Source organism: Nocardiopsis trehalosi NBRC 14201 (assembly GCF_001552555.1).
GTDB lineage: Bacteria > Actinomycetota > Actinomycetes > Streptosporangiales > Streptosporangiaceae > Nocardiopsis_B > Nocardiopsis_B trehalosi.
On the sequence record NZ_BCRK01000002.1, the window covers coordinates 1 to 25,502 of the forward strand.

20 protein-coding genes and 1 riboswitch are annotated in these 25,502 nt (G+C 76.8%); of the genes, 9 read left to right on the forward strand and 11 right to left on the reverse strand.

Annotated features, from left to right (window positions below):
• Nucleotides 1-24: 24 nt before the first annotated feature.
• Nucleotides 25-1,869, reverse strand: coding sequence for an asparagine synthetase B family protein (locus NT8_RS00625; protein ID WP_067962751.1), 1,845 nt, complete (start codon nucleotides 1,867-1,869; stop codon nucleotides 25-27).
• A gap of 142 nt (nucleotides 1,870-2,011) precedes the next feature.
• The gene (locus tag NT8_RS00630) at nucleotides 2,012-2,893 is read right to left on the reverse strand and encodes an Lrp/AsnC family transcriptional regulator (protein ID WP_067962755.1); all 882 of its coding nucleotides are present in this window, start codon (nucleotides 2,891-2,893) and stop codon (nucleotides 2,012-2,014) included.
• A gap of 538 nt (nucleotides 2,894-3,431) precedes the next feature.
• Between NT8_RS00630 and NT8_RS00635 the strand changes: the two genes are divergently transcribed.
• From NT8_RS00635 to NT8_RS00645, 3 genes are all read left to right on the forward strand, one after another.
• Nucleotides 3,432-4,379 (forward strand): DMT family transporter, encoded by a 948-nt coding sequence (locus NT8_RS00635; RefSeq protein ID WP_169805177.1) that lies wholly within the window; start codon nucleotides 3,432-3,434, stop codon nucleotides 4,377-4,379.
• Nucleotides 4,321-5,616, forward strand: coding sequence for a glycosyltransferase (locus tag NT8_RS00640; RefSeq protein ID WP_084468531.1), 1,296 nt, complete (start codon nucleotides 4,321-4,323; stop codon nucleotides 5,614-5,616). The genes NT8_RS00635 and NT8_RS00640 overlap by 59 nt, the downstream gene beginning before the upstream one ends.
• 90 nt (nucleotides 5,617-5,706) lie before the next feature.
• Complete coding sequence (locus tag NT8_RS00645) at nucleotides 5,707-6,030, forward strand: hypothetical protein (protein ID WP_067962756.1); 324 nt, start codon at nucleotides 5,707-5,709, stop codon at nucleotides 6,028-6,030.
• A gap of 11 nt (nucleotides 6,031-6,041) precedes the next feature.
• Here the strand turns inward: NT8_RS00645 and NT8_RS00650 are convergent, their stop codons facing one another.
• Nucleotides 6,042-6,974, reverse strand: coding sequence for a LysR family transcriptional regulator (locus NT8_RS00650; RefSeq protein ID WP_067962759.1), 933 nt, complete (start codon nucleotides 6,972-6,974; stop codon nucleotides 6,042-6,044).
• A gap of 138 nt (nucleotides 6,975-7,112) precedes the next feature.
• Between NT8_RS00650 and NT8_RS00655 the strand changes: the two genes are divergently transcribed.
• The gene (locus NT8_RS00655; protein WP_067962762.1) at nucleotides 7,113-8,399 is read left to right on the forward strand and encodes a pyridoxal phosphate-dependent aminotransferase; all 1,287 of its coding nucleotides are present in this window, start codon (nucleotides 7,113-7,115) and stop codon (nucleotides 8,397-8,399) included.
• Between the two features lie 157 nt (nucleotides 8,400-8,556).
• Here NT8_RS00655 and NT8_RS00660 read toward each other — a convergent pair whose 3' ends face one another.
• On the reverse strand, nucleotides 8,557-9,765 hold the full coding sequence (locus tag NT8_RS00660) for a glycosyltransferase family 4 protein (RefSeq protein ID WP_067962765.1): 1,209 nt from the start codon (nucleotides 9,763-9,765) through the stop codon (nucleotides 8,557-8,559).
• Nucleotides 9,766-9,972: 207 nt separating this feature from the next.
• Here NT8_RS00660 and NT8_RS00665 point away from each other — a divergent pair, with 207 nt between their 5' ends.
• Both NT8_RS00665 and NT8_RS00670 read left to right on the forward strand, forming a co-directional pair.
• Nucleotides 9,973-10,218: a DUF6457 domain-containing protein gene (locus tag NT8_RS00665; protein WP_067962769.1), complete on the forward strand. Its 246-nt coding sequence runs from the start codon at nucleotides 9,973-9,975 to the stop codon at nucleotides 10,216-10,218.
• A 203-nt stretch (nucleotides 10,219-10,421) separates the two neighbouring features.
• Entirely contained in the window at nucleotides 10,422-11,858 is a 1,437-nt protein-coding gene (locus NT8_RS00670) for an alanine/glycine:cation symporter family protein (RefSeq protein WP_067962772.1), read from the forward strand.
• A gap of 55 nt (nucleotides 11,859-11,913) precedes the next feature.
• Here the strand turns inward: NT8_RS00670 and thiD are convergent, their stop codons facing one another.
• The 3 genes from thiD to NT8_RS00685 form a co-directional block, all read right to left on the reverse strand.
• On the reverse strand, nucleotides 11,914-12,726 hold the full coding sequence (gene thiD / locus NT8_RS00675) for a bifunctional hydroxymethylpyrimidine kinase/phosphomethylpyrimidine kinase (protein ID WP_067962931.1): 813 nt from the start codon (nucleotides 12,724-12,726) through the stop codon (nucleotides 11,914-11,916).
• A riboswitch (TPP riboswitch) is annotated at nucleotides 12,715-12,818 on the reverse strand. (Overlaps the previous gene by 12 nt.)
• Before the next feature lie 92 nt (nucleotides 12,819-12,910).
• Nucleotides 12,911-14,455, reverse strand: coding sequence for a serine/threonine-protein kinase (locus NT8_RS00680; protein ID WP_067962775.1), 1,545 nt, complete (start codon nucleotides 14,453-14,455; stop codon nucleotides 12,911-12,913).
• A 79-nt stretch (nucleotides 14,456-14,534) separates the two neighbouring features.
• Nucleotides 14,535-16,208: an AMP-binding protein gene (locus NT8_RS00685; RefSeq protein WP_084468532.1), complete on the reverse strand. Its 1,674-nt coding sequence runs from the start codon at nucleotides 16,206-16,208 to the stop codon at nucleotides 14,535-14,537.
• A gap of 319 nt (nucleotides 16,209-16,527) precedes the next feature.
• On the opposite strand from NT8_RS00685, the gene rocD reads away from it, so the two are divergent.
• The gene (rocD, locus tag NT8_RS00690; RefSeq protein ID WP_067962778.1) at nucleotides 16,528-17,805 is read left to right on the forward strand and encodes an ornithine--oxo-acid transaminase; all 1,278 of its coding nucleotides are present in this window, start codon (nucleotides 16,528-16,530) and stop codon (nucleotides 17,803-17,805) included.
• Between the two features lie 50 nt (nucleotides 17,806-17,855).
• Here rocD and NT8_RS00695 read toward each other — a convergent pair whose 3' ends face one another.
• Nucleotides 17,856-19,013, reverse strand: a complete 1,158-nt coding sequence (locus NT8_RS00695; RefSeq protein ID WP_245645980.1) for an SGNH/GDSL hydrolase family protein — start codon at nucleotides 19,011-19,013, stop codon at nucleotides 17,856-17,858.
• 86 nt (nucleotides 19,014-19,099) lie between these two features.
• On the reverse strand, nucleotides 19,100-20,290 hold the full coding sequence (locus NT8_RS00700) for an aminotransferase class I/II-fold pyridoxal phosphate-dependent enzyme (RefSeq protein ID WP_217999041.1): 1,191 nt from the start codon (nucleotides 20,288-20,290) through the stop codon (nucleotides 19,100-19,102).
• A 541-nt stretch (nucleotides 20,291-20,831) separates the two neighbouring features.
• Here NT8_RS00700 and NT8_RS00705 point away from each other — a divergent pair.
• The gene (locus NT8_RS00705; RefSeq protein WP_067962784.1) at nucleotides 20,832-22,808 is read left to right on the forward strand and encodes an acetoacetate--CoA ligase; all 1,977 of its coding nucleotides are present in this window, start codon (nucleotides 20,832-20,834) and stop codon (nucleotides 22,806-22,808) included.
• Nucleotides 22,809-22,900: 92 nt separating this feature from the next.
• Nucleotides 22,901-24,166: a heparan-alpha-glucosaminide N-acetyltransferase domain-containing protein gene (locus tag NT8_RS00710; RefSeq protein ID WP_067962787.1), complete on the forward strand. Its 1,266-nt coding sequence runs from the start codon at nucleotides 22,901-22,903 to the stop codon at nucleotides 24,164-24,166.
• A 4-nt stretch (nucleotides 24,167-24,170) separates the two neighbouring features.
• Here NT8_RS00710 and NT8_RS00715 read toward each other — a convergent pair whose 3' ends face one another.
• Together NT8_RS00715 and NT8_RS00720 are read right to left on the reverse strand one after the other, a co-directional pair.
• Nucleotides 24,171-24,614, reverse strand: a complete 444-nt coding sequence (locus tag NT8_RS00715) for a response regulator (RefSeq protein ID WP_067962790.1) — start codon at nucleotides 24,612-24,614, stop codon at nucleotides 24,171-24,173.
• A 110-nt stretch (nucleotides 24,615-24,724) separates the two neighbouring features.
• Nucleotides 24,725-25,384, reverse strand: a complete 660-nt coding sequence (locus NT8_RS00720) for a TetR/AcrR family transcriptional regulator (RefSeq protein ID WP_067962793.1) — start codon at nucleotides 25,382-25,384, stop codon at nucleotides 24,725-24,727.
• Nucleotides 25,385-25,502: the final 118 nt, after the last annotated feature.

The following is a 25,502-nucleotide window of genomic DNA, read 5'->3' on the forward strand; positions in this document are numbered from 1 at the left end:
CCCGGCTCCGGGCCGCCCGCCGGATCAGGGCAGGGGCACGCGCACCCGCTCCGGCGCGGGGGCCGGCGCCGGCGCCAGCCACTCCCCGGACAGCAGCACCGCCAGCGTGTACAGGTTCCACACCTGGCTCGGGCGGACCAGCGGTTCGGCGGACAGCAGCTCCTCGGCGCGCCGCCGGTCGACCAGCTCGAACAGCTCCGGGGTGGCCAGGACGCGGTCGCGCATCAGCGCCACGTACTCGGGTCCGGGGCGGCGCCGCCAGTCGAACCCGCCCGCCGCCGTCGCCGCGCGCAGCACGCCCCGGCGGGTCCGGGCGCGGCGGTGCAGCGGGTTGAGCATGCGCCGGTGGTCGAACCGCCACGGGCGGTCGGCCACCGGCAGCCGCGCCAGCGGCGGCGCGAGGTCGGCGATCAGCCGGAACACCACGTCCTCCGACCAGCGCCACGTCGGGTCGAGGCGCATCGCCTCCCAGCGCACCCGGTGGTCCAGGAACGGGTGGTACATGAAGTAGCCGATGAGGGTGGCCGTGCGCGACCCCGGCAGCCACCGCCCGCTGCGGTAGCGCAGGAACATCCGGTCCAGGCCGCGGACGAGGTCGCCGCCGCAGCCGTCGAGGTGCTCGGCGTGCAGCCGCTCGGCGGTCGCGGCGGCCTCGGGGGCCATCAGCGCGGACTGCGCGAGCGTGATGGTGCGCAGCCGGGCGGCGAGCGACGCGGGGTCGAGGTCCTTCTGGTCGTTGAGCCAGCCGCCGCGCAGCGCCTCCCCGCCCGACCCGGACAGCCGCGCCTCGGGCAGGAACGCCGTCGGCGAGATGACGTTCTCGAACGCCGAGTTCATCCCCTCGGTCATGCGGACCAGCCGCAGCGTGCGCGGCAGCGGGTGCTCGGCGAGCAGCGTCGACGCGTCCTCGCGGGCCGGTTCGGCCACCCGGTGGTCGGCCACCCCCAGGGCGGCGCAGATCCGGCCGGCCAGGATCACGTCGGGGTGGTCGGGCAGCCCCCGGGTGGTGGCCCGGAACGGGATGCCGGCGGCGTGCAGCACCGCGGCCACCAGGCGGCTGTCGCGGCCGCCGGTGAGGGACAGCGCGATGGCCTCGTCGTGCCGGCGCACGGGCACCACCGACGCGGTGAGGGCCTCGGCCAGCGGGCGCAGCCGGGCGCGGCGGGCGCGCGGGGTGCCCGGGTCGGGCTCCGGCTCGGGCAGCGGCCGGCGCAGCACCTCGGCCCGCCCCTCGCGGACGCGCAGCGTGGCCAGTTCCGGCAGCGCCGCCACCCCGGCGAACGGCGTGTCGTCGCTGATGTAGAAGCCGTGCCGGACCAGCGCCTGCATCGGGGCGATGTCGTAGCGGGGGGCGGGCGGCAGCGGCGCGCCCGGCCCCTCCTCGGCGGCGCGGGCGGTCAGGTGGACGAGCGCGGCCCGGTTGCCCGCGATGTGCAGCCCGGCCGCGCGGGTGGTGTACACGGGGTCGGTGCGGGTCAGGGAGGTGACCGCGTCGAAGCCGGACGCGACGGCCCGGAACAGGCCGAAGGCGCCGGAGGTGCGGTCGAGCAGCGGGCCGGGGTCGGCGGCGGTGCGGAGGCGGTCCAGGTCGGCGGGGTCGGCGAGGTAGCCGGTGGTGCCCAGCACGCCCGCCTCGGCGCCGTCGGCGGCCGACAGCAGGGGGGCGGGCAGCCAGGGGTGGACCGGCTCGTTGGTCCAGGCCAGCAGCGCGGTGCCGCCGCCGGGCGCCGACCACGCGTCGTGGCGCAGCGTGTCGGCGGGCACCGGCAGGACCAGCCGGGCCAGGGCGCGCGCCGCCGCCGTGACGTGCTCGGGGACGGGCGCCCGGCCTCCGGGCGCGGCCGAGCTGATCGCGAGGTAGAAGCGCATGGGGTCCTCCGCGGTCGGGCCGGGGCGCGCGGCCGCCGGCGGTCACACCCCAGTGGACTCCCCCCGCGCGCGCCGGGTTGGCCGGAACAGGCCGAGTTCACGGACCCGACCCGGGAAGTTCACCGCCCCGGCGCGTGCCCGGTCAGGGCCCGTAGCGCTCCTTGACCTGGGCGAGGTGCACCCACGTCTCCGAGAGGCGCACCCCCGGCAGGGCGCGCAGCCGCTCGTAGACGGCGTGCAGCCCGGCGATGGAGCCGGCGGCGACCGTGCCGATCAGGTCGGCGCGGCCCAGGCAGCGGGTGAGGAACTGGACGTCGTCCCACGCGGCGATCTCGGCCGCGGCGTCGGCGGACCCGGTCAGCCGGGCGGCGAACCCGCCGTGCCGGTCGCGGCCCACGGCACCCGGGTCGAGCAGGGCGGTGACGTGGATGGCGCGACCGCGCAGCAGCCGCATCACCCGGGTGCGCACCGCGCCGGCCGACAGGCCGACGTGCCCGGCCAGTTCGGCGAACGACAGCCGGCCGTCGCGCTCCAGCAGGCGCAGCAGCCGGGTGTCGACGGCGTCGGGCGCGATCTCGGGCGGGGCCGTCGCGGCGAGGTACGGGTCCTTGACGACGCGGGTGTAGACCGAGGTGGACACCTCGCGCACCCCCGGCAGGCCGCGCACCCGGTCCACCACCTCGGTCAGCCGCGCGAGGTCGTGCCCGCGCACCTCGGTGATCAGCGGGAACCGGCCTGACGTCAGGCTGACCAGGGTGGCCTCGGGCAGTTCGGCGACCGCGGCGGCGACGGGGGCGGCGGCGCCGTCGACGCCGATCGACAGGTGCGCCAGGGCGCCGATGTCGCGCACCGCCGGGTGGAGCACCCCGACCACGCGCAGCGCGCCGGTGTCCAGGAGCCGCCGCACCCGGAGCCGGGCGGCCGCGCGCGACAGCCCGACCCGCTGGGCCAGCGTCTCGAAGGGCAGCCGGCCGTCGGCCTGCAGCTCCCGGACGAGGGCCGCGTCGACGCGGTCGAGTTCCATGGTGCTCCCGGTTCTCCTCGGGGGATGAACATCCCAATTCTGCCCAAGATCACGCGTGTTCCCGGGAATGGGCGGTGCGGGGCGACTTGACACCCGGCCCGCCCGCTGCTCAGCGGCCCGGCCGGAGCCCGCGCGGTGCGGGCATCGGACGGGCACCGGGCGGGCAGCGGACAGGCACTGTGCCGGCACCGTGCGTCCGCGCCGCTGCGGGGTAGGCCTTCCGGGTGAGGCCCCGGGACCACCGCGCGGGGGACGCGGCGGCGGGACCCCCGCTCCTAACGTGGCGGACACGGCGCCCGCCCGGTGGCCGCGGACGGGGGCGACGGGCGGCGCGCCGCCCCCGGGGGTGCGGACGCACCCCGGCCCGGAGTAGAGCGGGCACCACCCCCGGCCGGGTGGTGACGGTATCGCCCGGCCGCGGGATGTCTCCGTAGCGTTCATCCCGAGGACGGCGCGACGTGCGCACGACCGGGGATCAGGAAGGGGTGACCGTGCCGCAGCGACCAGGGAACGGCCCGCGCCACGGGGCGTGGCGGCCATGATGTGGCCGGTGCTGCTCGCGCTGGCCGGGGCCTTCTGCCTGGCCCTCGGCTCGGCGCTGCAGGAGCGCGACGCCGTGCGCGCCCCCGGCGGCAGCGTGGCGCGCCCGGGCCTCCTGCTCCACCTCGCCCGCCGGCCCCGGTGGATCCTCGGGACGGCCGCCGCCGGAGCGGGGGTCGCCCTGCACCTGGTCGCCCTCAGCGGCGCCCCGCTCACCATCGTGCAGCCGATCGGCGTGTCCGGACTGCTGTTCGCCATCGTGCTGTCGGCCGTGTTCACCCGGCGGCGGGTCCGGATCGGCCAGGTCGCGGCGGGCGCCGCCGTCATGGTCGGCCTGCTCGGGGTGGTCTCGCTCTTCCCGCACACCTCCGTGCCGCCGCACCTGCCGCTGGGCACCGCCCTGGTGCTGGCCGGGGTGGTGGCCGCCGCCGGGACCGCGGCCCACGTCGCCGCCCCGCTGTTGCCCGCCGGGCCCCGCGCCGTCCTGCTCGCCGTCATGGGCGGCGCGGCGCTGGGCACCACCTCGGCCCTGGCCCGCGTGGTCGCCGCAGGGGCGGCCCGCGACCCCGCCGCGGTGCTGAGCTGGCTGACCGTGCTCGCCGTCGCGGTCGCCCTGTTCGGCGGGCTGCTCCAGCAGAACGCCTACCGCACCGGGCACTTCGCGGCCGCCTACGCCACCCTCCTCATCGCCGACCCGCTCACCGGGGCGGGGATCGGCGCGCTGCTGCTCGGCGAGGACCTGCCCGCCGACCCCGCCGCCCAGGTCGTGGCCGCGGGCGCCGCGCTCCTCGCCATCGCCGGCACCGCCGTGCTCGCCCGCGCCCGCGACCGCAACCCCGAAGCCCGAGCGGAGCCGCCGGCTCCGCCGCCGAACCAGGAGAACCGACATGACGCCGTTGACCCAGCGAGCCCGCCTCCGCACCGGCCGACCGGCCGCAGGCGGTGACCGGCTCCGCGTCCTCGTCGCCGCCGACACCTACCCGCCGGACGTCAACGGCGCGGCCTACTTCACCCAGCGCCTCGCCACCGGCCTCGCCGCGCGCGGCCACGACGTGCACGTCGTCTGCGCGTCGCCCACCGGCGCCCCCGACGTCGTCGAGGAGGACGGCGTGGTGCTGCACCGGGTGCGGTCGGCACCCGTCCTCGTCCACCCGACGATGCGCACCGCGGTCCCCCTCGGGCTCTCCGGCCACGTCGCCCGCCTCATCGACCGGCTCGCCCCGCACGTCGTCCACGCGCAGAGCCACTTCACCGTCTGCCGGACCGCCGTCCGACGCGGCCGGCAGGCGGGCGTGCCGGTCGTGCTGACCAACCACTTCATGCCGGACAACCTGTTCGCCCACGCGCACATCCCCGGCCCGCTGCACACCCTGGCCGGCACCCTGGCCTGGCGCGACATGGTGCGGGTGGCCTACGACGCCGACCACGTCACCACCCCCACCGAGCGGGCGGCGGCGCTGCTCAACGGCAAGGGCTTCACCCGCCCGGTCGAGGCCGTCTCCTGCGGCATCGACCTGCGCCGCTTCCACCCGCGCCCGGCCGAGCGGGCCGCCGCGCGCGCCCGCTTCGGCCTGCCCGACCGCGACACCATGGTGTTCGTCGGCCGACTCGACGCCGAGAAGCGCATCGACGAGCTGATCCGGGCCCTGCACCGCGTGGTGGCGGTGCGCGACGCCCAGCTCGCCCTCGTCGGCACCGGTCAGCGCGAGGGGGAGCTGCGCCGCCTCGCCGCCGACCTCGGGGTGGCCGACCGGGTCCACTTCCTGGGGTTCGTGTCCGACGCCGACCTGCCGCTGGCCTACGTCGCGGCCGACCTGTTCGCCATCGGCGGCGTCGCCGAGCTGCAGAGCATCGCCACGCTGGAGGCGATGTCCAGCGGGCTGCCGGTCGTGGCCGCCGACGCCATGGCGCTGCCGCACCTGGTCGAGCAGGGCGGCAACGGCTACCTGTACCCGCCCGGCGACGTGGACGTCCTCGCCGAGCGGCTGCTCGCGGTGCTCGGGGCCGGACCGGCGCGGGCGGCCATGGGCGAGGCCAGCCGGCGCATCGCGCTCACCCACGACCTCGGGCGCTCCCTGGACCGCTTCGAGCGGATCTACGCCGAGGTCCGCCCCCTGCCGGTGGCCGGCCTGGTGCGCGGCCGCCCGCCGCGCACGCGCAGCGGCACCGCCATGGCAGCGTGAGGGGCGCGCCACGCCAGGCAGAATAGTCGCTTTTAGTGTTCTTTACGGCGCGTTCGGTGACCATGGTGCATAGGCGGATAGACGCCCCGTGTGTGGTTCGTAGGGACAGAGCGGACGAACGCGGCGGCGCGCCTCGGCGGCGTCGCCGCCCGGCTGCGGCGGCTCGAAGAGGAGGCGGACCGGCACGACACCGCGCTCGACCGGCACCGGCGGGCGCACGGTGAACTGGACGTGCGGGTCCGCCGCCTCGAAGTCGAACTCGAGGAACTGCGCCGGGAGCGGCTGGAGGCGTTCACCGGGCTGTGGAACGCGCGCCAGGACCGCGACCGGTGCCGGCACGTCGCCCGCCGGCTGCGGCGCCGCGCCGAGCGCCTCCGGCGCCGGACCGGCCCCCTCGACCCCGGTCCGGGGTAGGGCGGCGCCGGTCAGTCCAGCACCTCGCCCAGTCGGCCGCGCACCTCGGCCGCCGCGCCCTCCAGGGCGCGCAGCGTGGCGCTGACCGCGGGCCGGCGGACGCTCGCGGACCGCACCACCGCGTAGACCTCGCGTGCCGGCGCCGTCTCCGGCAGCCGCCGGAACGTCAGGCCGGGGGCGCCCCCGATGAGCGCCAGGGCGGGCACCGCCGCGATGCCGATCCCGCGCGCCACCAGGCTCAGGATGGTGCCCAGCCCCTCGAACTCCCAGGCCGCCGCCGGGGCCCCGCCCACATCGGCGAGCAGCCGGTCGGTGGCCGCGCGCGACGGCTCGCCCTGGGGCGCCGCGATCCACGCCTCGTCCACGAGGCCGCGCAGCTCCACCGGCCGGTCGGGGTCGGCCAGCCGGTGCCCGGCGGGCACCGCCAGCACCATCGGGTCGTGCAGCAGGTGGACGTGGCGCAGCCGCCCGCCGGCGTGGTCGGGGCGGCGGCCGGACCAGTCGTCCACCAGGGCCACGTCGACCTCGGCGGCGCTCACCTGGCGCACCCCGGTGTTCTCGGCGGCCTGGCGCAGGACCAGCTGCATGGCCTCGTGCCGACGCAGGCTCTCGGCCAGCAGCGGGGCGAACGCGACGGCGGCCGTGGGGAAGGCGGTCACCGTCACCCGGCCCAGCGCGACACCGGTCTGCGCGGCGAGCACCGCCTCGGCGGCCTCCACCATGGCCAGGATCTGCTCGGCGTGCGCGGCGAGCAGCCGCCCGCTGTCGGTCAGCTCGGCACTGCGCGCGGTGCGGTCGAGCAGCGCCGCCCCCGCCTGGCGCTCCAGCGCCGACAACTGCTGGGAGACCGCGGAGGGCGTGTAGCCGAGGGCCTGCGCGGTGGCCGCGATGGTCCCGCGCGCCGCGAACTCGGTGAGGATCTGCAGTCGGCGAAGGTCGAGCATAAGTCGACCTTACGGTACCCATCGATAAGACGCGCTTGTACTTATGGCGCATTGTGGGCAGTGTGAGGGGTGCGACCTCCGGGAGACAGGTCCCGGCCTGCGTTTGCGTCGTCCTACGCGCACGGAGTTGATGCGCCCATGTCTGTCACCGTTTCCGCCACCCTCGCCGTCAATGAGGCCCTCGACGACCAGAGGCGGCGGGGGGTGCGCGTCCTGCCACTCGGATTCGGCGAGGCGGGTCTGCCCGTCCACCCGGTCCTGCGCGACGCCCTGGCGGCCGGCGGCGACCGCAACGCCTACGGCCCCGTCGCCGGCGGGCCCGAACTCCGCGCCGCCGCCGCCGGGTACTGGGAGCGCCGCGGCCTGCCCACCGACCCCGGCCTGGTCGTCGCCGGGCCGGGCAGCAAGCCGCTGCTCTACGCGCTGCTGCTGTGCATCGGCGGCGACACCGCCATGGCCGCCCCGAGCTGGGTCAGCTACGCGGCGCAGACCCGCCTCGCCGGGCACCGGCCGATCCCGGTCCCCACCGCCCCGGGCGAGGGCGGCGTCCCGCGCCCCGACCTGCTGGCCGCCGCCGTCACCCGGGCCCGCGCGGCGGGCCGCGACGTGCGCACCGTCATCGCCACCCTGCCCGACAACCCCACCGGCACCGTGGCCGGCGTCGGCACCGTGCGCCGCCTGGCCGAGGTGGCCCGCGACCTGGACCTGGTGATCATCTCCGACGAGATCTACCGCGACCTGGTCCACGACCCCGGCACCGCCGTGCACAGCCCCGCCGAGTTCGCGCCCGAGCGCACCGTGGTCACCACCGGCCTCAGCAAGAGCCTGGCCCTCGGCGGCTGGCGGCTCGGGGTCACCCGGCTGCCCGACAGCCCGCTCGGGCATCGCATCCGCGCCGGACTGCTCGGCGTCGCCAGCGAGATCTGGTCCAGCCCGGCCGCCCCGGTGCAGCAGGCCGCGGCCATGGCGTTCGGCGAACCCGCCGAACTCGCCGACCACGTCGCGCGCAGCCGGCGGCTGCACGGCATCGTCGCCCGCGCGGCGGCCGACCGGTTCACCGCCGCCGGGGCCGAGGTGCCCCCGCCCGCGGCGGCGTTCTACCTCTACCCCGACTTCGGCGCGGCGCGCGACCGGCTGGCCGCCGACCACGGCGTCGCCACCGGCGCCGACCTGGCGGGGCTGCTGCTGCGCGACCACGGCATGGGCGTGCTGGCCGGGTCGGAGTTCGGCGACGACCCGCGCGCGCTGCGCATGCGGGTGGCCACCAGCCTGCTCTACGGCGACACCGAGGCCCAGCGGTTCGCGGCCCTGGCCGCCGACGACCCGGTGGCGCTGCCGTGGATCCGCGCCCACCTCGACCGCCTGACCGAGATCCTGGGCGTGCTGGGCACCGCGCCGCGCGTGCCCGCGGGGTCGGGCGTCTGAGACCCGTCCGCGGTAGGGCCGACCGGGGGGCGGTCCGCCGCGGGCGGCGGCAGCGGGGCCGGTCATCGCGGAAGGGCCGGCCCCGCTCCCGCGCCGCGGGCAACAGTAGCGGGACGCGCCCGGCGCCGCCCACCCGGGTCGGGCGCCGGCCCCGCCGTCAGCGCCGCCCGACCGCCGCCGCGGCCGTCCGCGCCCCGGGCACCGCCGCCGCGGCGGGCACCCCGCCCGGCGCCACCACGGCGCGGTAGTGCCCGATCAGCTCGTCACCGATGACGTCCCAGGTGCGCCCCCGCACCGTCGCCCGCGCCCGCTCGGCCATGGCCTGCCGCAGCGGGGCGTTGTGGACGAGCCGGCCCACCGCCACCCGCAGCTCGCGCACCGAGTCCGGCGCGTACAGCAGGCCGTTGTGCTCGGGGATGACCAGGTCCAGCGGGCCGCCCGCCGCGGGCGCCACCACCGGCACGCCCGACGCCAGCGCCTCCTGCACCGCCTGGCAGAACGTCTCGTCAGCGCCGGTGTGCACGAACACGTCCAGCGAGGCGTGCAGCCGCGACAGCTCCGACCCGGTCCGCTGCCCGGTGAACACCGCGCCGGGCAGCCGCCGCCGCAGCCGTGCCCGGTCCGGGCCGTCGCCCACCACCACCAGCCGCACCCCGCGCAGCCGCGCCACGTGCGCGAGCAGGTCGACCCGCTTGTCCCGGGCCAGGCGGCCCACGAACCCGACCAGCACCTCGCCGCCGGGCGCCAGCCCGCGGCGCAGCTCCGCGTCGCGGTGCTCCGGGGCGAAGCGGACGGTGTCCACCCCGCGCTGCCACACCGCCAGCCGGGGGAAGTCGCGGTCGGCGAGCTGGCGCAGCGTCGCCGACGACGGCACCAGCGTCCGGTCCACGGCGGCGTGCAGTCGGCGTAGCAGCGGCCACAGCACCTCGGGCGCCGGGACCCGGTTGCGCGCCGCGACCCCCGGCAGGTCGGTCTGGAACACCGCGACCGTGGGCAGCGCCCACCGGCGCGCGGCCTCCACCGCCGTGGACCCCAGCAGCGCGGGCGACGCCAGGTGCACGACATCGGGGGCGAAGCCGCGCAGCGCGGCGGCCACCAGCCGGCGCGCGGGCAGGCCCAGCGCGAACGACCGGTAGCCGGGCAGCGGCACGCTGGGCACCCGCACCACCGGGAACCCGGCGAACGACGCGGGCCCCGCGCCGGGGGCCAGGATCATGGCGCGGTGGCCGCGCTCGGCCAGGTGCTCGGCGATCCGGCACACCGAGTTCGTGACGCCGTTGACCTGCGGCAGGAACGACTCGGCCACGATCGCCACGCGCAGCGGGGCGTCCGGGCCGGGGACGGAGGACGGGGGGACCGGGGGCATGACGCTCTCCCAACGCCGGGGGCACTCCTGGCCGCAGGCTAGGCACGGCGCGTGAATGCGCCCGTACCTGCGGTGGGCGCCGGGGCGACGGTTCCCCGCCCGGGACGCGACGGGCGCTCCGGCGGCGTCCGCCCCCGGCGCGGGGATTGGCCGTAGGATCGCCAACTGTCGTCCCACCCGCCACCCGCGACCCGTCAGGAGCCGACGATGACCCTGGTCGAATGGGCGCAGCACGTCTGCGCGGAACTCGAACTCCCCGAGGAGATCGTCAAGGCCGACGTCGACCGCATCCTCGACCTCGCCAAGGACGCCGCCCACTCCGTGGCGCGGCCCGCCGCCCCCCTCACCACCTACCTCGTGGGCATCGCGGTCGGCCGCGGCGCCGACCCGGTCGAGGCCGCCGAGCTGATCGGCCGCCTCTCCCGCGCCCAGGCGACCGGCGACGGCGCCTGAAACACGCTGGTCATCCGGCCGCCGCACGGCGGCGGCGCAACCAGCGTGTGGAGCAAACGTGACGCGTATGTGACGAATCGCTGTGAGCCTTTCCGTGTGCGGCACGCCCCGCGCCCGAGCGCCGCCGCCACCCTCCGGAGCACCGCGCACGGGCGGCGGCGGCCGCCCGTCCCCCCACCCCGGACATCTCAGGGAGTACCACCATGGATGCGCTCCAAGCACTACTCGACCGGATATCAGGCATCGTCTGGGGTCCGTTCGTCCTCATCCCCTTGCTGCTGATCACCGGCGTCTACCTGACCATCCGGCTGCGCGGCCTCCAGTTCCGCGTCCTCGGCCACGCGCTGTGGCTGGCCCTCGTGCGCCGCACCGAGGGCGACAAGGAGGGCAAGGGCGTCGACGGCGACGTGTCGCACTACCAGGCGCTGAGCACGGCGCTGGCCGCCACCGTCGGCGTCGGCAACATCTCCGGCGTCGCGCTGGCCATCGGCGTCGGCGGCCCCGGCGCGCTGTTCTGGATGTGGGTCACCGGCGTCCTGGGCATGGCGACCAAGTACAGCGAGGCCCTGCTCGGCGTGAAGTACCGCCGCCCCGACAACGCGGGCGAGATGAGCGGCGGCCCGATGTTCTACCTCAGCCGCGGCCTCGGCGGCGGGCTGGGCAAGACCCTCGGCCTGCTGTTCGCCCTCTTCGGCGCGGTGGCCTCGTTCGGCATCGGCAACATGACCCAGGCCAACGCGGTCGCCGGGCAGATCGACGAGGTGTGGAACGTCCCCACCTGGATCACCGGCATCGTCCTCGTGGTCATCGTCGCCGCGGTCGTCCTCGGCGGCATCAAGAGCATCGGCCGGTTCGCCTCCGGCGTCGTGCCCCTGATGATCGTGCTCTACGTGGTCGCCGCCCTGTTCGTGCTGATCGTCAACGTCGGCGCGCTCCCCTCGGCCATCGCCCTCGTCTTCACCGACGCGTTCACCGGCACCGCCGCGGTCGGCGGCTTCGCCGGGTCGGCGTTCATCATCGCCGTCCAGCAGGGCATGGCGCGCGGCATGTTCTCCAACGAGTCCGGCCTGGGCACCGGCGGCATCGCCGCGGCCGCCGCCAAGACCGCCCAGCCGGTCCGCCAGGCCATGGTGTCCATGACGCAGACCTTCATCGACACCATCATCGTCGTCACCATGACCGGCATGGTCATCATCGTCACCGGCGCGTGGAGCGCCGACGCCAACAGCGGCGACGGTGCGCTGATGACCTCGTGGGCGATGCGGGAGGCGTTCGGCAACGTGTCGTCGGGGCTCGCCCCGGTCGGCTCCTACGTGGTCGCCATCAGCCTCATCTTCTTCGCCTTCACCACCCTCGTCGGCTGGTGCTACTACGGCGAGCGCTGCATGGACTTCCTCATCGGCCGCCGCGCGGTGGTGCCCTACCGCCTGGTCTTCGTGGCGGTCGTCTACGTCGGCGCCACCACCGAGCTGACCATCGCCTGGGGCTTCAGCGACATCGCCAACGGCCTCATGGCGCTGCCCAACCTCGTCGGCCTGCTGCTGCTGTCGCCGATCGTGGTGGCGGAGACCAAGAAGTACTTCGCCAACCCCGACTGGAAGAACCCCGAGAGCGCGGTCATCAGCGACGTCCGCGACTGACCCGCCCGCCCGCGACGGGGTGCCCCGCCAGCCGGCGGGGCGCCCCGCCGCGCGTTCAGGCCGCCGCCCACCAGGCGTGGAAGTGGTGGACCGGGCCCTTGCCGGTGCCCGCGTCGAGGAGGTCGGCGTGGCGCAGCGCCTCGGTGAGGTAGGCCTTGGCGTCGCGGACCGCCGCGGGGAAGCCGTCGCGCCGGGGGCGCAGGGCGGCGATGGCCGACGACAGCGTGCACCCCGTGCCGTGCGTGTTCCGCGTCGCCACGCGCTCGGCGGAGAACAGCTCGGCGGTGCCGTCGCGCCCGACGAGCAGGTCGGTGCTGCGCGGGCCGCCCAGGTGGCCGCCCTTCAGCAGCACCCGGCGGGCGCCCAGCTCCAGCAGCCGGTCGGCCTGGCGGCGCATGGCGTCGAGGCCGTCCGCCTCGGCCGTGCCGAGCAGGTCGGCGGCCTCGGGCAGGTTGGGGGTGACCAGGTCGGCGCGCGGCAGCAGTTCGGCGCGCACCGCCTCGACCGCCTCCGCCGCCAGCAGGCGGTCGCCGCTCTTGGCGACCATGACGGGGTCGAGCACGACGTGCGGCGGCCGGTAGGTGTCGAGCGCCTTGACCACGGCGGCCACCACGTCGGCCGTGGCGAGCATGCCGATCTTCACGGCGTCCACCCGGGCGTCCGCCAGCAGGGTGTCGAGCTGGTGGGCGACGAAGTCCGCCGGCACCTCCAGCACCCCGGTCACCCCGCGGGTCGACTGGGCGGTGAGCGCCGTGATCACCGTCATGCCGTACCCGCCGAGGGCGGAGAACGCCTTCAGGTCGGCCTGGACGCCGGCACCCCCGCTGGGGTCGCTGCCGGCGATGGACAGGATGTTGGGTCCGCTCACGGGCGTTCCTTCGCTAGTACGAGCTAGATCAGGTTCGACGGGTGTGTTCTCAGCCGGAGAGGTCTGGCCCTCCGGCACCCCGCGCCTTGGTTCGCGCCCACAATGTCTCACACCGCGTGTCCCGCACCGCCCTCGGGGCGGCGCAACGGGGGGGAGGGCCTCCGGGGGGTCCGCGTCCGCCCGGTCAGGCCGGGCGCAGCGTCTCCAGGACGGCGGCGCGCTGGTCGGCGGTGGCCTCCCAGCGGTCGGCGGGCGCGCTGAACAGCGCCATCGCCGCGCGGCCGTCCGCCGCGCGCACCAGCACCGCCGTCGACACCGCGGCCCGGCCGTCCTCGGTCGACTCGTACGTCCAGCGCGCGGCCGCGCCGCCGGGGGAGTCGTCCTCCTCCAGGGTGATGGTGCGGAACCCCGGCGCGCCGGTGCGCGCGTCCGCCGCCGCCTCCAGGTGCTCCAGCGGGGACCGGTCGGCCAGGTCGACCGGTTCCAGGCGGACGGTCGCGGCGCCGTCGGGGGCCGCGGCGGTGAGGACGCCGTCGGCGTCGTCGTGCGTCCAGTCCTCGGGCAGCGCCAGGCGGAACCCGGCGCCGGCGCGCTCCGCGTAGCCGTCGGGGACCGGGGGCCGGACCGCGTTGGCGCTGTCGGCCTCGGTGCTCTGCGCGGAGGGCTCGGGCTCCGGCTCGTCGGGGATCAGCACGCTCGACAGGTACTCCACCAGCAGCGGGGCCAGGATCAGCGTGATGAGCCCCGCCACCAGCGACACCAGCAGCCGGACCCAGCCGCGCCGGCCCAGCCCGCCCGCCGCGGGCGCGGTGGCCGGGGAGGCCGGAGCGGGGGCCGCCGGGCCGGAGGCCGCGGCGTGCACCGGCAGGCCGCCGGAGACGTCCAGCCGGGTGGGCGTGGCGTCGTCGGCGGAGGTGCCGTCGACCACCCGTGCCAGGGCGGCGTCCAGCGCCGACCCGCCCAGCCGGTGGTCGGGGTCGCGCTGCAGCATGCCGTTGAGCACCGGTCGCAGCGGGCCCGCGCGCCGCGGCGTGTCGGGCAGCTCGGCCATCGCCGCGTTCAGCCGGGCCGCTGTGGACGGCCGGTCGTAGGCGGCCCGCCCCTCGACCGCGTAGTACAGGGTGGCGCCGAGCGACCACACGTCGGCGGCCGGGGTCATGGCGTTCTCGGCCAGCCGCTCGGGCGCCACGTAGCCGGGGGAGCCCGGGAGGCGCCCGGTCAGGGTCAGCCGGTCCTCGCTGTCGGACACCGCGATGCCGAAGTCCGACAGCACCGCGCGCCCGTCCGGCAGCAGCATGACGTTGCCCGGCTTCACGTCGCGGTGCAGCACCCCCGCGCGGTGCGCGGTGCGCAGCGCGTCGAAGAGCTGCCGGCCGATCTCGGCCGTCCGCCGCGGCGACAGCGGGCCGTCCTCGGCCACCACCCGGTCCAGCGGGCGGCCCGTCATCAGCTCCATCACGATCCACGGCCGACCGCCCTCGCGCAGCACGTCGTGGACGGTCACGATCGAGGGGTGGCCGCTCAGCCCCGCGCAGATGCGGGCCTCGCGCATGGTCCGCGCCAGCAGCTCCTCGCGCGTGGCCGGGTCGAGGCCGCGGGCGACCCGCACCTCCTTGATCGCCACCCGGCGGTGCAGCAGCTCGTCCTCGGCCCGCCACACCGTGCCCATGCCGCCCTGGCCTATCGGTTCGAGGAGCCGATAGCGGTCGGCGAGGACGTGGGAGGCCATGGTCCCCGACCTTAGCGTCCGGGGCCGCCCATGGGCACGGGCGGCCGCCCCCCTTCCCGGTCGCCCCGCGCGGCGCCGGTCAGCCCCGCGCGGCCCCGCCGCGCGCCACCCCGGCGGCCCACCGGTAGTCCTGCTTGCCGACGGCCGTGCGCCGCACCTCCGCCACGACGTGGACCGATCGCGGCACCTTGAACCCCGCCAACCGGGTGCGGCAGAACGCCCGCAGCGCCTCGTCGCCCGGCCGCCGCCCCGGGGCGAGCGCCACCACCGCCGCGACCCGCTGGCCCAGCCGCTCGTCCGGCGCCGCCACCACGATGGCGTCGTCCACGCCCGGGTGGGCCTTGAGCACCGACTCGACCTCCTCGGCGTACACCTTCTCCCCGCCGGTGTTGATCACCGCCGCACCCCGGCCGAGCAGCACGATCGTCCCGTCGGCGGCGACCGTCCCGTAGTCGCCGGCCATCACCCAGCGCCGCCCGTCGGGCCCCGTGGGGAACGTGGCGGCCGTCTTCACCGGATCGTTGTAGTAGCCGAGGGGAATCCGCCCCGTGCGGGCGATGCGGCCGATGCGCCCCGTGCCCGCCGGCAGCGGGCGCAGCCGCTCGTCGAGGACCGCGACGCTGTGCCCCATGGTGAACCGGGGCTCGGCGCCGCCGCCGTCGGCCGCCCCGCACACCCCGGTCTCCGTTCCGCCGTAGCTGTCGTGGACCGCGACGCCGCCGCGCCACGCCCGCCACAGCTCGCGCACGGCCGGGGTCAGCGGGGTGCCGCCCGAGGTGACCCGGGACAGCCGCGGGCACCGGTCGGGGGCGGTGAGCAGGTGCCGCGCGAGCGGCCGGGCCATGGCGTCGCCGACGAGCTGGAGCTGGTCGGCCCCGGTGCGGTCGGCCAGGTCCACCACGCGCGCGGCGTCGAAGGTCCGGTCGGTGTTGAGGACGACCGTGCCGCCCGACAGCAGCACGCTCAGCGCGTTCCACTGCCCGGCCGCGTGCATGAGCGGGCCCAGCACCAGCATCCGGGTGGGGCGGGTCTCCCGCGCCCGCGCCCCGACCTCCTCGGGCGACGCGGCGCGCGGCGCCCCGGGGCCGCGGCGCTCCAGGGCCGCGTGGAACACGTCGGCCTGCCGCCACATCACCCCCTTGGGCACCCCCGTGGTGCCGCCGGTGTAGAGCAGGTAGCGGTCGTCCCCGGAGGTCGGCGGCAGCTCGACCGGCGGCGCCGCGGCGAGCGCGGCCTCGTAGTCGGCGCCCGCCACCGGCGCCGGGCCGGAGCCGTCGTCGAGGAGCAGCACGTGCCGCAGCCGGGGCAGGCCGGGCAGCAGCCCGGCGATCGGGCCGGCCAGCGAGCGCTCGCATACGAGCGCCACCGCGTCGGAGTCGGCGAGGACGTGCCGCAGCTCGCCCGCGACGTAGCGGTAGTTCACGTTGACCGGGACGGCGCCGGCGCGCAGCGCCCCGAACGCGGTCTCCAGCCATTCGGCGCGGTTGAACGCGAGCACGGCGACGTGCTCGCCGGGCCGCACGCCCGACGCGGCGAGGTGCCGGGCGACGCGGGTCGCCCGCGCGTCGAGCGCGGCGTAGTCGAGCCGCCGCCCGCCCGCGAGGACCGCGTCGCGGTCCGGGACGGCGGCGGCCACCGCCGCCAGCAGCCGCGCCAGCGCCAGCGGGCCCGCCTCCGGGCGGTCGCCGCCGCCTGCGCTGTCGGCGTGGCCGGTGCCGCCGGTGCGGTCGGTGCGCGAGGTCGTGTCGGTCATGGCTCCCCCAGTCCTCCGGTGTACCCGCCGAGGGTCATGAGGTCCGATCCTGAGGCTATGGAGCACGTCACAGCAGGGCGGGGGGTGCCTTGGCGGTCCGCGCCGGGGCCCGGAGACGCGCGGCGGAGCGCGGAGCCGCCGCCCGCCGCCCGCCGGGAGCGGCCGACCGGCGCGGCCCCCGGGGCGCCCGGCCCCCCTTGATTCGCGCGGTGCCTTCTGTTCTCCTGCTGGAGGCCGCCCGCGCGGGCGCTTCGCAGGATCACCGAGCGGGTATCCACGTGATCGACACCACGATCAACGGCGATCGAAGGGAACCTGGATGAGCGACACCCGCCCTCTGGGACGACGGGACTCCGGCGGCGACCCCGCCGGTCCGGCCATCTCGACCACCGACCACATCGGCCTGGCCGAGACCCACTCCGCCCACAACTACAACCCGCTGCCCGTCGTGATCGCCGAAGGCGAGGGCGCGTGGGTCACCGACGTCGAGGGGCGCCGCCTCCTCGACTGCCTCGCCGGCTACTCCGCGATGAACTTCGGCCACCGCAACCCCGAACTGCTCGCGGCGGCCCACCGGCAGCTCGACCGCGTCACCCTCACCAGCCGCGCGTTCTACAACGACCAGTTCGCCCCGTTCGTCAGCGCCCTGTCCGGCCTGGTCGGCAAGGACCGGGTGCTGCCCATGAACACCGGCGCCGAGGCGGTCGAGACCGGTATCAAGCTCGCCCGCCGGTGGGCCTACGACGTCAAGGGCGTGCCCGACGGCGAGGCCACGATCATCGTCGCGGGCGGCAACTTCCACGGCCGCACCACCACCATCATCTCCTTCTCCGAGGACCCCGAGGCCTACGGCGGCTTCGGCCCCTACACCCCCGGCTTCCGCGTCGTGCCCTACGGCGACGCCGCCGCCATCGCCGCCGCCATCGACGCCACCACGGCCGCCGTCCTCATCGAGCCCGTCCAGGGCGAGGCCGGCGTCATCGTGCCGCCGCCCGACTACCTGCCGCGCGTGCGCGAGCTGTGCGACCGCGAACGCGTCCTGCTCATCGCCGACGAGGTCCAGTCCGGCCTCGGCCGCACCGGCACCGTCCGCGCCTGCGAGCACACCGGTGTCACCGCCGACGTCTACCTGTTCGGCAAGGCCCTGGGCGGCGGCATCCTGCCGGTGTCGGCGGTGGTCGCCGACACCGACGTGCTCGGCGTCATCCGCCCCGGCCAGCACGGCAGCACCTTCGGCGGCAACCCGCTGGCCTGCGCCATGGGCCGCACCGTCGTGGGCATGCTCGCCGACGGCCCCTACCTGGAGAACGCCCGCCGCCTCGGCGAGGTGCTGCGCGCCCGCCTCAAGGGCCTCGTCGGCGACGGGGTCGTGGCCACCCGCTCCATCGGCCTGTGGGCGGGCATCGACGTCGACCCCGCCCTGGCCGGCGGGCGCGAGCTGTGCGAGCGCCTCCTCGCACGCGGCGTGCTGGTGAAGGACACCCACGGTTCGACCATCCGGCTGTCGCCGCCCCTGTCCATCAGCGAGGACGACCTCGGCTGGGGCCTGGACCAGCTCGACGCGGTCCTCACCGACCTGCGCGCCGCCCGCGCCTGACCCCGCGCGGCGGAGGGGCCCGCCCCTCCGCCGCGCCCGGCCGGCGCGGGTCAGTCGGTCTCGGCGGCCAGCACGTCGGGGCTCGCGTTGGCCACCGTCGCGCGCGACGCGTACAGCTCGCGGCCCGGGCCCTCCTCGATCCGGGTCCCCACGCGCCCGGCGAGCGCGTTCTGGCCGTCGGCGGTGGGGTGGAAGGTGCTCCGGTCGACGGTGACGCCCTCGGTGAGGTCGCGCAGCAGGATGCCGTTCAGCCACGGCTCCTCGCTGCCCAGCTCGTGGCCCTTGAGCGCGGTGAACACGTCGACGTACTCCACGCTGCCGACCTGCCCGGCGTCGGTGATCTGCGCGTCGATCTCCTCGGCGGCGTCGCGCACCTGCCCGTTGAACCGGTCGAGGGTGGTGTTGAGCCACTCCTGGTCGTTGGCGGTCAGCGTGTAGTACATGCCCTCGGGCGCCTCCGGGAACAGTCGCGGGTAGCCCAGCACGAGCACCCGGGCGTCGGGCGCCCGGTCGCGGATCTCGGCGACCAGCTCGGAGAAGGTCTCCTCGAACCGCCGCATCCGCCGGTCGATGTCCTCCTCCTGGTCGACGCAGGCCGTCGTGTCGACCAGCGGCAGCCGCACCATGCAGGTGCGCAGCACCGACGTGAAGCCGAGGTCGTTGCCGCCGATCCCGATGGTCACCAGTGAGGTGTGCGGGGTGATCCGGTCGATCTGGGAGTCGTCGGTGCCCAGCTCGTCGAGCATCGCGTGGCCCCGCTGGCTGCTGCACGCGTAGAAGCCCAGCTCGCCCGCGAAGTCGAAGGTGTCCGCGACCCGTTCGGGGTAGGCGTTGGCCGACCGCCAGCAGCCGCCCGCGACGGCGGTCTCGCGCGCGTAGTCGTCGGCGCCGTCGCCGGAGGAGTAGGAGTCGCCCAGGGCCGCGTAGTGCCCCCACGTGGCGGCGTCGACCGGCGCCATCCGCAGCCGCCAGCCGGACTCGCCCGGTTGCGGGCCGCGCTCGCCGGGGAGCTGCGGGCAGCCCGCCCCCGTCAGCTCGCACCACAGGTCGAGGGCCCCGCCGCGGGTGGCGGGCACGGCGAGGACCGCGGCGCAGACGAGGGCGAGGACGACCGCGACGGCGCCCAGCAGGCCCCTGCGCGTCCTGAGGTGGCGCATGCTGCCGCTCCGCGTCTCGGTCTCGGGGTCCTCCACCCGTCGGCGTGCCATCAGCACGCAGATTACCCGCAGCCCGGCCCGCCGCGCCCGCACCGCGGCCCGCACGCCGCCGGTGCCGCCGCGGCGGCCGGAACCGGTCACGCGCGCAGGGCCCGCGGCCGGGTGGCGCCGACGATGTGCAGGACCCGGGCGACCGCGGTGTCGTCCAGGTCGGCGCGCGCGGTCAACCGGAGCCGCGACCGGCCGTCGGGCACCGACGGGGGGCGGAAGCAGGCCACCCGCAGCCCGGCCGCCCGGCACCGGCCCACCCACGCGACCGCCTCACCCGGCGACGGCGCGGCGACCGCCACCACCGCGGCGTCGGGGGTGCTCGCCCGCAGCCCCAGTGCCCGCAGCCCCGCCGCCAGCCGGCGCGCGGCCCGCCGCACCCGCTCGGCGCGCTCGGGTTCGGCCCGCAGCACCCGCAGGGCCGCCAGGGCGCCGGCGGCCGCCGCCGGCGCCAGACCGGTGTCGAAGATGAAACTGCGCGCGGTCTCGACCAGGTGCCGCACCACCCGCCGCGACGCCAGCACGACCCCGCCCTGGGCGCCCAGCGCCTTGGACAGCGTGGCCGTGGCCACCACACCCGGCGCCCCGCGCAACCCGGCCGAGGTGAGCGAGCCCCGGCCGCCGTCGCCGACCACCCCCAGGCCGTGCGCGTCGTCGAGCAGCAGCCCGGCGCCGTCCTCGCGGCAGACCCGCGCCAGCCCGGCCACGTCGGTGCGGTCGCCGTCGACGGAGAACACCGCGTCGCTCACCACCAGCCGCCGCGCCTCGGCGGCCGCCGCCAGCGCGGACTTGGCGGCCGTGGCGTCGGCGTGGTCGAACAGCGTCATCCGCGCGCCCGCCGCGCGCGCCAGCCGGGTGGCGTCGATCAGCGAGGCGTGGTTGTGCCGGTCGCACACCAGGTGCGCGCCGGAGCCCGACAGCGCGGTCACCGCGCCGAGGTTCGCGGTGTAGCCGGACGAGAACACCAGTGCCGCCTCGGCGCCGTAGAAGTCGGCGAGCTCGGCCTCCAGCTCCCCGTGCAGCGCGGTGTCGCCGGTGACCAGGCGCGAACCGGTGGCACCCGCCCCCCAGCGCGCGGCGGCGGCGGAGGCCGCCGCGGTGACCTCGGGGTGGCGGCTCAGCCCCAGGTAGTCGTTGCCGGCCAGGTCGAGCACGCCGTCCTCGGGGGGCCGCGGGCGCAGCACCCGGGTCAGCCCGGCGGCGGCCCGCTCCCGCGCCGCGTCGTCCAGCCACCCGAACGGATCGGAACTCGCCCACCCCATGCCGCCGTCTCCCGTCATCGCGTCCCTCCCGGACGCCTCGCCGCGTCCCCTCCGGCGGTGCCGCCGGAGCCCGCCCGCGACGCGTCCACCGCGGTCCGCGCGCGGGCCCGATCCTTTCTCTCGGTCGGCCGCCGCGGGCCGGACCGACCGTCACCCCTTATGCGGCGCCATGATCCCTACGCGGCTCGACGATCACCATGGGCGCGACAACCCTCACACAACGCAGTCCACCCGTCACTCCACGGGGGGGACAAAGACCACCGCGCGACTCTGGCGGGAAACCGCATCCCCGCCGCGCCGCGCGCGCGGCAGGATGTCCGGTCGGGCCGCGCCCCCGCGCCGCCCGGAGCCCCCGGTGCCCGCCGCGTCAACGGCCGGCGCCCCCACCGCCGGGCGCGCCGGTGTGTGCCGCGCGCACGGTCCGGCGCACCTGCCCCACCCGGCCGCGCCCGCCCCGCCGGCCGTGCTGTTAGATGAGGGACGTCACACCCGCCGGTCGGCCGCCCCGCTGAACAGGCCGGTCGGCGGCACGCGTGCAGTCGATCAGGGAGGCGCGGAAATGACGGAGCGGACGCAGCCACCGGTGCTCTGGGAACCCGGCGAGCGGCGGCGCGAGCGGGCCAACATCACGGCGTTCGCGCGGTGGGCCGCCGAGCACCGGGGCGCCCCCGCAGCGGCCGCGGACGACTACCGCGCGCTGTGGGAGTGGTCGACCACCGACCTCGACGCGTTCTGGTCGGCCGTCTGGGACTACTACGGGGTCCGCTCCGACACCCCCTACGACGCCGTCCTCGCCGACGACGCCATGCCCGGCGCCCGCTGGTTCCCCGGCGCCACCCTCAACTACGCCCGGCACCTGTTCACCGACCGCGACGACGACGCCGTCGCCATCCGGCACGCCTCCGAACTGCGCGTGGCGGGGGAGTGGACGTGGGGCGAGCTGAAGCGGCGCACCGCCGCCATCGCCGCCGGGCTGCGCCGCCTCGGCGTCGGCCCCGGCGACCGCGTCGTCGGCTACCTGCCCAACATCGCCGAGACCGTCGCCGCGTTCTACGCCTGCGCCGCCATCGGCGCGGTCTGGTCCTCCTGCTCGCCCGACTTCGGGGTGCGCAGCGTCATCGACCGGTTCGCCCAGATCGAGCCCAAGGTGCTGCTCGCCGTGGACGGCTACCGCTACGGCGGCCGCGATTTCGACCGCACCGGCGTGCTCGCCGAGCTGCGCGCCCAGCTGCCCACCGTCGAGCACACGGTCGTGCTGCCCTACCTCGGCGCCACCCCCGTACCCGACGCGCTGGCGTGGGCGGACCTGGAGGCGGCCGGCGAGGGGGCCGCACTCGACTTCACGCCCGTCCCCTTCGACCACCCGCTGTGGGTGCTCTACTCCTCGGGCACCACCGGCCTGCCCAAGGCGATCGTGCACGGGCACGGCGGCATCCTGCTGGAGCAGCTGAAGAACCTCCACCTGCACCTCGACGCCCAGGACGACGACCGGGTGTTCTGGTTCACCACCACCGGGTGGATGATGTGGAACTTCCTGGTCAGCGTCCTGCTCACCCGGGCCTCCATCGTGCTCTACGACGGCAGCCCCGCCCACCCCGACCTCGGCGCGCTGTGGGACCTGGCCGAACGCACCGGGGTGACCGTCTTCGGCACCAGCGCCGGCTACCTGGCCACGTGCATGAAGGAGGACGTGCACCCCGCCGAGGGGCGCGACCTGTCCCGGCTGCACGCCATCGGCTCCACCGGCTCCCCGCTCAGCCCCGAGGGGTTCGCCTGGTGCTACCGCGAGTTCGGCGACCGCCTCTGGCTGTTCTCCACCAGTGGGGGCACCGACGTGTGCAGCTGCCTGGTCGGCGGGGTGCCCACCCTGCCGGTGTACGAGGGCGAGATCCAGGCGCCCGCCCTGGGCATGGCGGTCGCCGCCTGGGACCCCGAGGGCCGCCCCGTCGTCGGCGAGGTCGGCGAACTCGTCGTCACCCGCCCCGCGCCCTCCATGCCGATCCGCTTCTGGAACGACCCCGGCGGCGAGCGGCTGCGCGACAGCTACTTCGCCGTGTACCCGGGCGTATGGCGGCACGGCGACTGGATCGAGATCACCGACCGCGGCACCGCCGTCATCTACGGCCGGTCCGACTCCACGATCAACCGCGGCGGTGTCCGCATGGGCACCAGCGAGATCTACCGGGCCGTGCTCGCCCTGGACGAGGTGGTCGACGCCCTGGTGGTCGACGTGCCGCAGGAGGGCGGCGGGTCCCGCATCGAGCTGTTCGTCGTGGTGCGCGAGGGCTCCCGGCTCGACGACGACCTCACCCGCCGCCTGGCGCGGCGCATCCGCGAGGACTGCTCGCCCCGGCACGTCCCCGACGCCGTGCGCGCCATCGCCGAGGTGCCCCGCACCCTCTCCGGCAAGGTGCTGGAGGTACCGGTCAAGCGCATCCTGATGGGGGAGGACCCCGCCCGGGTCGCCAGCCGCGACTCCCTGGCCAACCCGGCGGCCCTGGACTACTTCACCCGGATGGCCGGCGGCGCCGACTGACCCGCCGCGGGCGGCGGGCGGCCCGCGCGGCCGTCCGCCCGCCCCGCGCCGGCCAACGACAAACCCCGCCAAGACGCCCTAGTCTGGGCGGCGTGTCCCAGCGAACCCCCCAGCCGGCGGCCGACACCACCACGGCGCCCCGGACCGGCCGGCTCCCCGGCGTGGACGTCGCCCGCGCCCTCGCGGTCTTCGGCATGTTCACCGTCCACCTGGGCGTCGCCGCCATCGGGGTCGCCGAGGGCGCCACGGCCGACGCCCTCCACGAACTGGCGCGCGGCCGCTCCTCCGCCCTCTTCGCCTTCCTCGCCGGGATCTCCCTGGCGCTGATGACCGGCCGCACCGCACCGCTGTCCGGCACGGCACTGCAGCGGGCCCGGCTGCGCATCCTCGTCCGCGCGCTCGTCCTCGCGCTCCTCGGCGGCGTCCTGGACCTCCTCGACGCCCCCATCGCGATCATCCTCACCTACTACGGCGGGTTCTTCCTGCTCGCCCTGCCGCTGCTGCGGCTGCGCGCGCCCGCGCTCGCGGCGGCCGCTGCGGCGGTCGGCGTCCTCGGCCCCCTCGCGTCGTTCGCCGTGCGCGCGGCCATGGGCGGGGACACCCCGCTGCGCCCGGCGTCGATCAACGGCCTCACCGACTTCTTCCTGACCGGCTACTACCCGGCCGCCACCTTCATGGCGTTCGTCCTGGCCGGGATGGCCGCCGGCCGGCTGGACCTGCGCTCCGCCCGGGTGCGCGGCGCGCTCGCCGCAGCGGGCGCCGCGCTGGCCGTCGCGGGCTACGGCGGGTCGCGGCTGCTGATGGGCGCCTTCGGCGTCCTCGACCGGCTGCTGGCCGCCCAGGCGGCGGGCGCCGGGGGCATGGCGCCCGCCGACGCCGACCCCGCCCTCCTCGACCCGCTCCGGGAGTGGATGGCCGCCCAGGTCGGCGACCTGCACGGGCAGGTGCCCGTGGACTCCCCGTGGTGGCTGCTCGTCGCCTCACCGCACAGCGGCACACCGTTCGAGGTCGCCGGGGCCACCGGCACCGCGCTGCTGGTACTGGCCGGGTGCCTGGTCCTCGCCGACGCCGCCGGGTGGCTGCTCTACCCGCTCGCAGCCGCCGGGTCGATGTCGCTCACCGTCTACACCGGGCACATCGTGGTGATCGCCGCGCTCGGCATGTCCTTCCAGGACGTCGCCCCGTTCCGGCTGGAGGCGTTCGTGCTCGGCTCGCTGGTGTTCGCGTCGCTGTGGCGGGCGGTGTTCCGCCGCGGCCCCCTGGAGGCCCCGCTGGCGGCCCTCGCCGACGTCACGGCCGCCGCGGTGCCCGACCCGCCGGGCCCGCCCGGCCCCGCAACGGGTCCCCCGCGCGGGTAACCGGTCACGCGCTCAGCGCGGAGTCCGCCCCGGAGCCGGCCGGCGCACCCGACCGGGGCGCGGGGACGGCCCGGTCCGGCCGCGCGGCCAGGAGCGCCTGGAGCCGCGCGACCACCTGCCGCAGGTCGAACGGGACGGCCAGGTAGTGGTCGGCGCCGCCCGGCGCGGCGGCGCGCGGCTCCGCGCGCGTCGCCAGGAACAGCACCGGCAGGTCCGGGACGGCGGCGCGCAGCAGGAGCGCCGCAGCGGCGCCGTCGGCGCCGGTCGTGGTGTCGACGAGGGCGGCCTCGGGCGGCGCGGCGCGCACGGCGGCCTCCGCCGCGGTGAGGTCGGCGGCTCCGGCGGCGCGCAGCCCGCTCAACGTCAGGACGGCGGTCAGCACACCGCGCAGGGTCGGGTCGGCCTCGACCACGAGCACGCGCGCGGGGACGGTCTCGGGGGGTGTCACGCGGGCCCCTCCTCCGGGTGGCATCCGGTCATGTCCCGACCCTAGGGCGCCCGCGTTGGAGCCGGGTAAGAGCGGGGTGGGGGCCGGAAGAGCGGGTCCGGGAGCCCGCCTCAGGCGCCGCCGGTCGGGGCCGGCCCGCCGCCCCACGGCTCGGTGAGGGCGGGGGCCAGGTGCCGCAGGCAGGTCCGCACCGACTCCAGAAGGTCCTCGACCTCCGTCCCGCCCAGGCGGCAGCAGCGGGTGACCGCCACGTGCACCGCCGACCCGAACGCCGCCGCGAGCAGCTCCGGTCGGGGGTCGCGGGCGTCGGCGCCGGTGCGGCGGGCGATCACCGCGGCCAGCAGGCGCAGGTGGGTGGCCGAGCGCTGGAGCCGGGCCGCCGACAGGCGCGGGGTGCCGTCGCACAGCCGCAGCAGCCGCACATGGGTCTCCAGCGCGCGCGAGTCGAGGTCGCCCCAGGTGGCGTCGGCGGCGTGCACCAGCGCCGCGAACGGGTGCTCGGCGGCGGGCCGGGCGGCCACCTGCAGCCGGAACGCCTCCTCGGCGTCGTCCACCACGGCCAGGACGATGTCCTCCTTGGACGCGAAGTAGCGGAACAGCGTCCGCTGCGACACGTCGGCCTCGGCGGCGATCGCCTGTGTGGTGGTCTCCGTGAACCCGTGCTCGGTGAACAGCCGGAGCCCGGCCTCCAGCAGCGCCTCGCGCGTGCGCGCCTTCTTGCGCTCGCGCAGTCCGCACGGCTCGTCGCCGCCCACCGTGATCACGCTCACGCCCGCCGGCGGGGGCCGGAACTGTCGCTGCCGTGGTCGATGCTGGTCACCGCATCCTCCTCGTTCGCCTCGTTCCTCCGCCGGGATCCTACCCACCGGTCGGGGGAACAGTCAGTCG

Bases quoted from the DNA above. Each gene is read 5' to 3' on its own strand.
- NT8_RS00660 (WP_067962765.1), bottom strand. From the start codon at position 9,765: ATGCCCCCGGTCCCCCCGTCCTCCGTCCCCGGCCCGGACGCCCCGCTG.
- NT8_RS00665 (WP_067962769.1), top strand. From the start codon at position 9,973: ATGACCCTGGTCGAATGGGCGCAGCACGTCTGCGCGGAACTCGAACTC.
- NT8_RS00630 (WP_067962755.1), bottom strand. From the start codon at position 2,893: ATGGAACTCGACCGCGTCGACGCGGCCCTCGTCCGGGAGCTGCAGGCC.
- NT8_RS00625 (WP_067962751.1), bottom strand. From the start codon at position 1,869: ATGCGCTTCTACCTCGCGATCAGCTCGGCCGCGCCCGGAGGCCGGGCG.
- NT8_RS00635 (WP_169805177.1), top strand. From the start codon at position 3,432: ATGATGTGGCCGGTGCTGCTCGCGCTGGCCGGGGCCTTCTGCCTGGCC.
- NT8_RS00685 (WP_084468532.1), bottom strand. From the start codon at position 16,208: ATGACCGACACGACCTCGCGCACCGACCGCACCGGCGGCACCGGCCAC.
- NT8_RS00670 (WP_067962772.1), top strand. From the start codon at position 10,422: ATGGATGCGCTCCAAGCACTACTCGACCGGATATCAGGCATCGTCTGG.
- rocD (WP_067962778.1), top strand. From the start codon at position 16,528: ATGAGCGACACCCGCCCTCTGGGACGACGGGACTCCGGCGGCGACCCC.
- NT8_RS00695 (WP_245645980.1), bottom strand. From the start codon at position 19,013: ATGGCACGCCGACGGGTGGAGGACCCCGAGACCGAGACGCGGAGCGGC.
- NT8_RS00655 (WP_067962762.1), top strand. From the start codon at position 7,113: ATGTCTGTCACCGTTTCCGCCACCCTCGCCGTCAATGAGGCCCTCGAC.
- NT8_RS00700 (WP_217999041.1), bottom strand. From the start codon at position 20,290: ATGACGGGAGACGGCGGCATGGGGTGGGCGAGTTCCGATCCGTTCGGG.
- NT8_RS00680 (WP_067962775.1), bottom strand. From the start codon at position 14,455: ATGGCCTCCCACGTCCTCGCCGACCGCTATCGGCTCCTCGAACCGATA.
- NT8_RS00650 (WP_067962759.1), bottom strand. From the start codon at position 6,974: ATGCTCGACCTTCGCCGACTGCAGATCCTCACCGAGTTCGCGGCGCGC.
- NT8_RS00705 (WP_067962784.1), top strand. From the start codon at position 20,832: ATGACGGAGCGGACGCAGCCACCGGTGCTCTGGGAACCCGGCGAGCGG.
- NT8_RS00640 (WP_084468531.1), top strand. From the start codon at position 4,321: ATGACGCCGTTGACCCAGCGAGCCCGCCTCCGCACCGGCCGACCGGCC.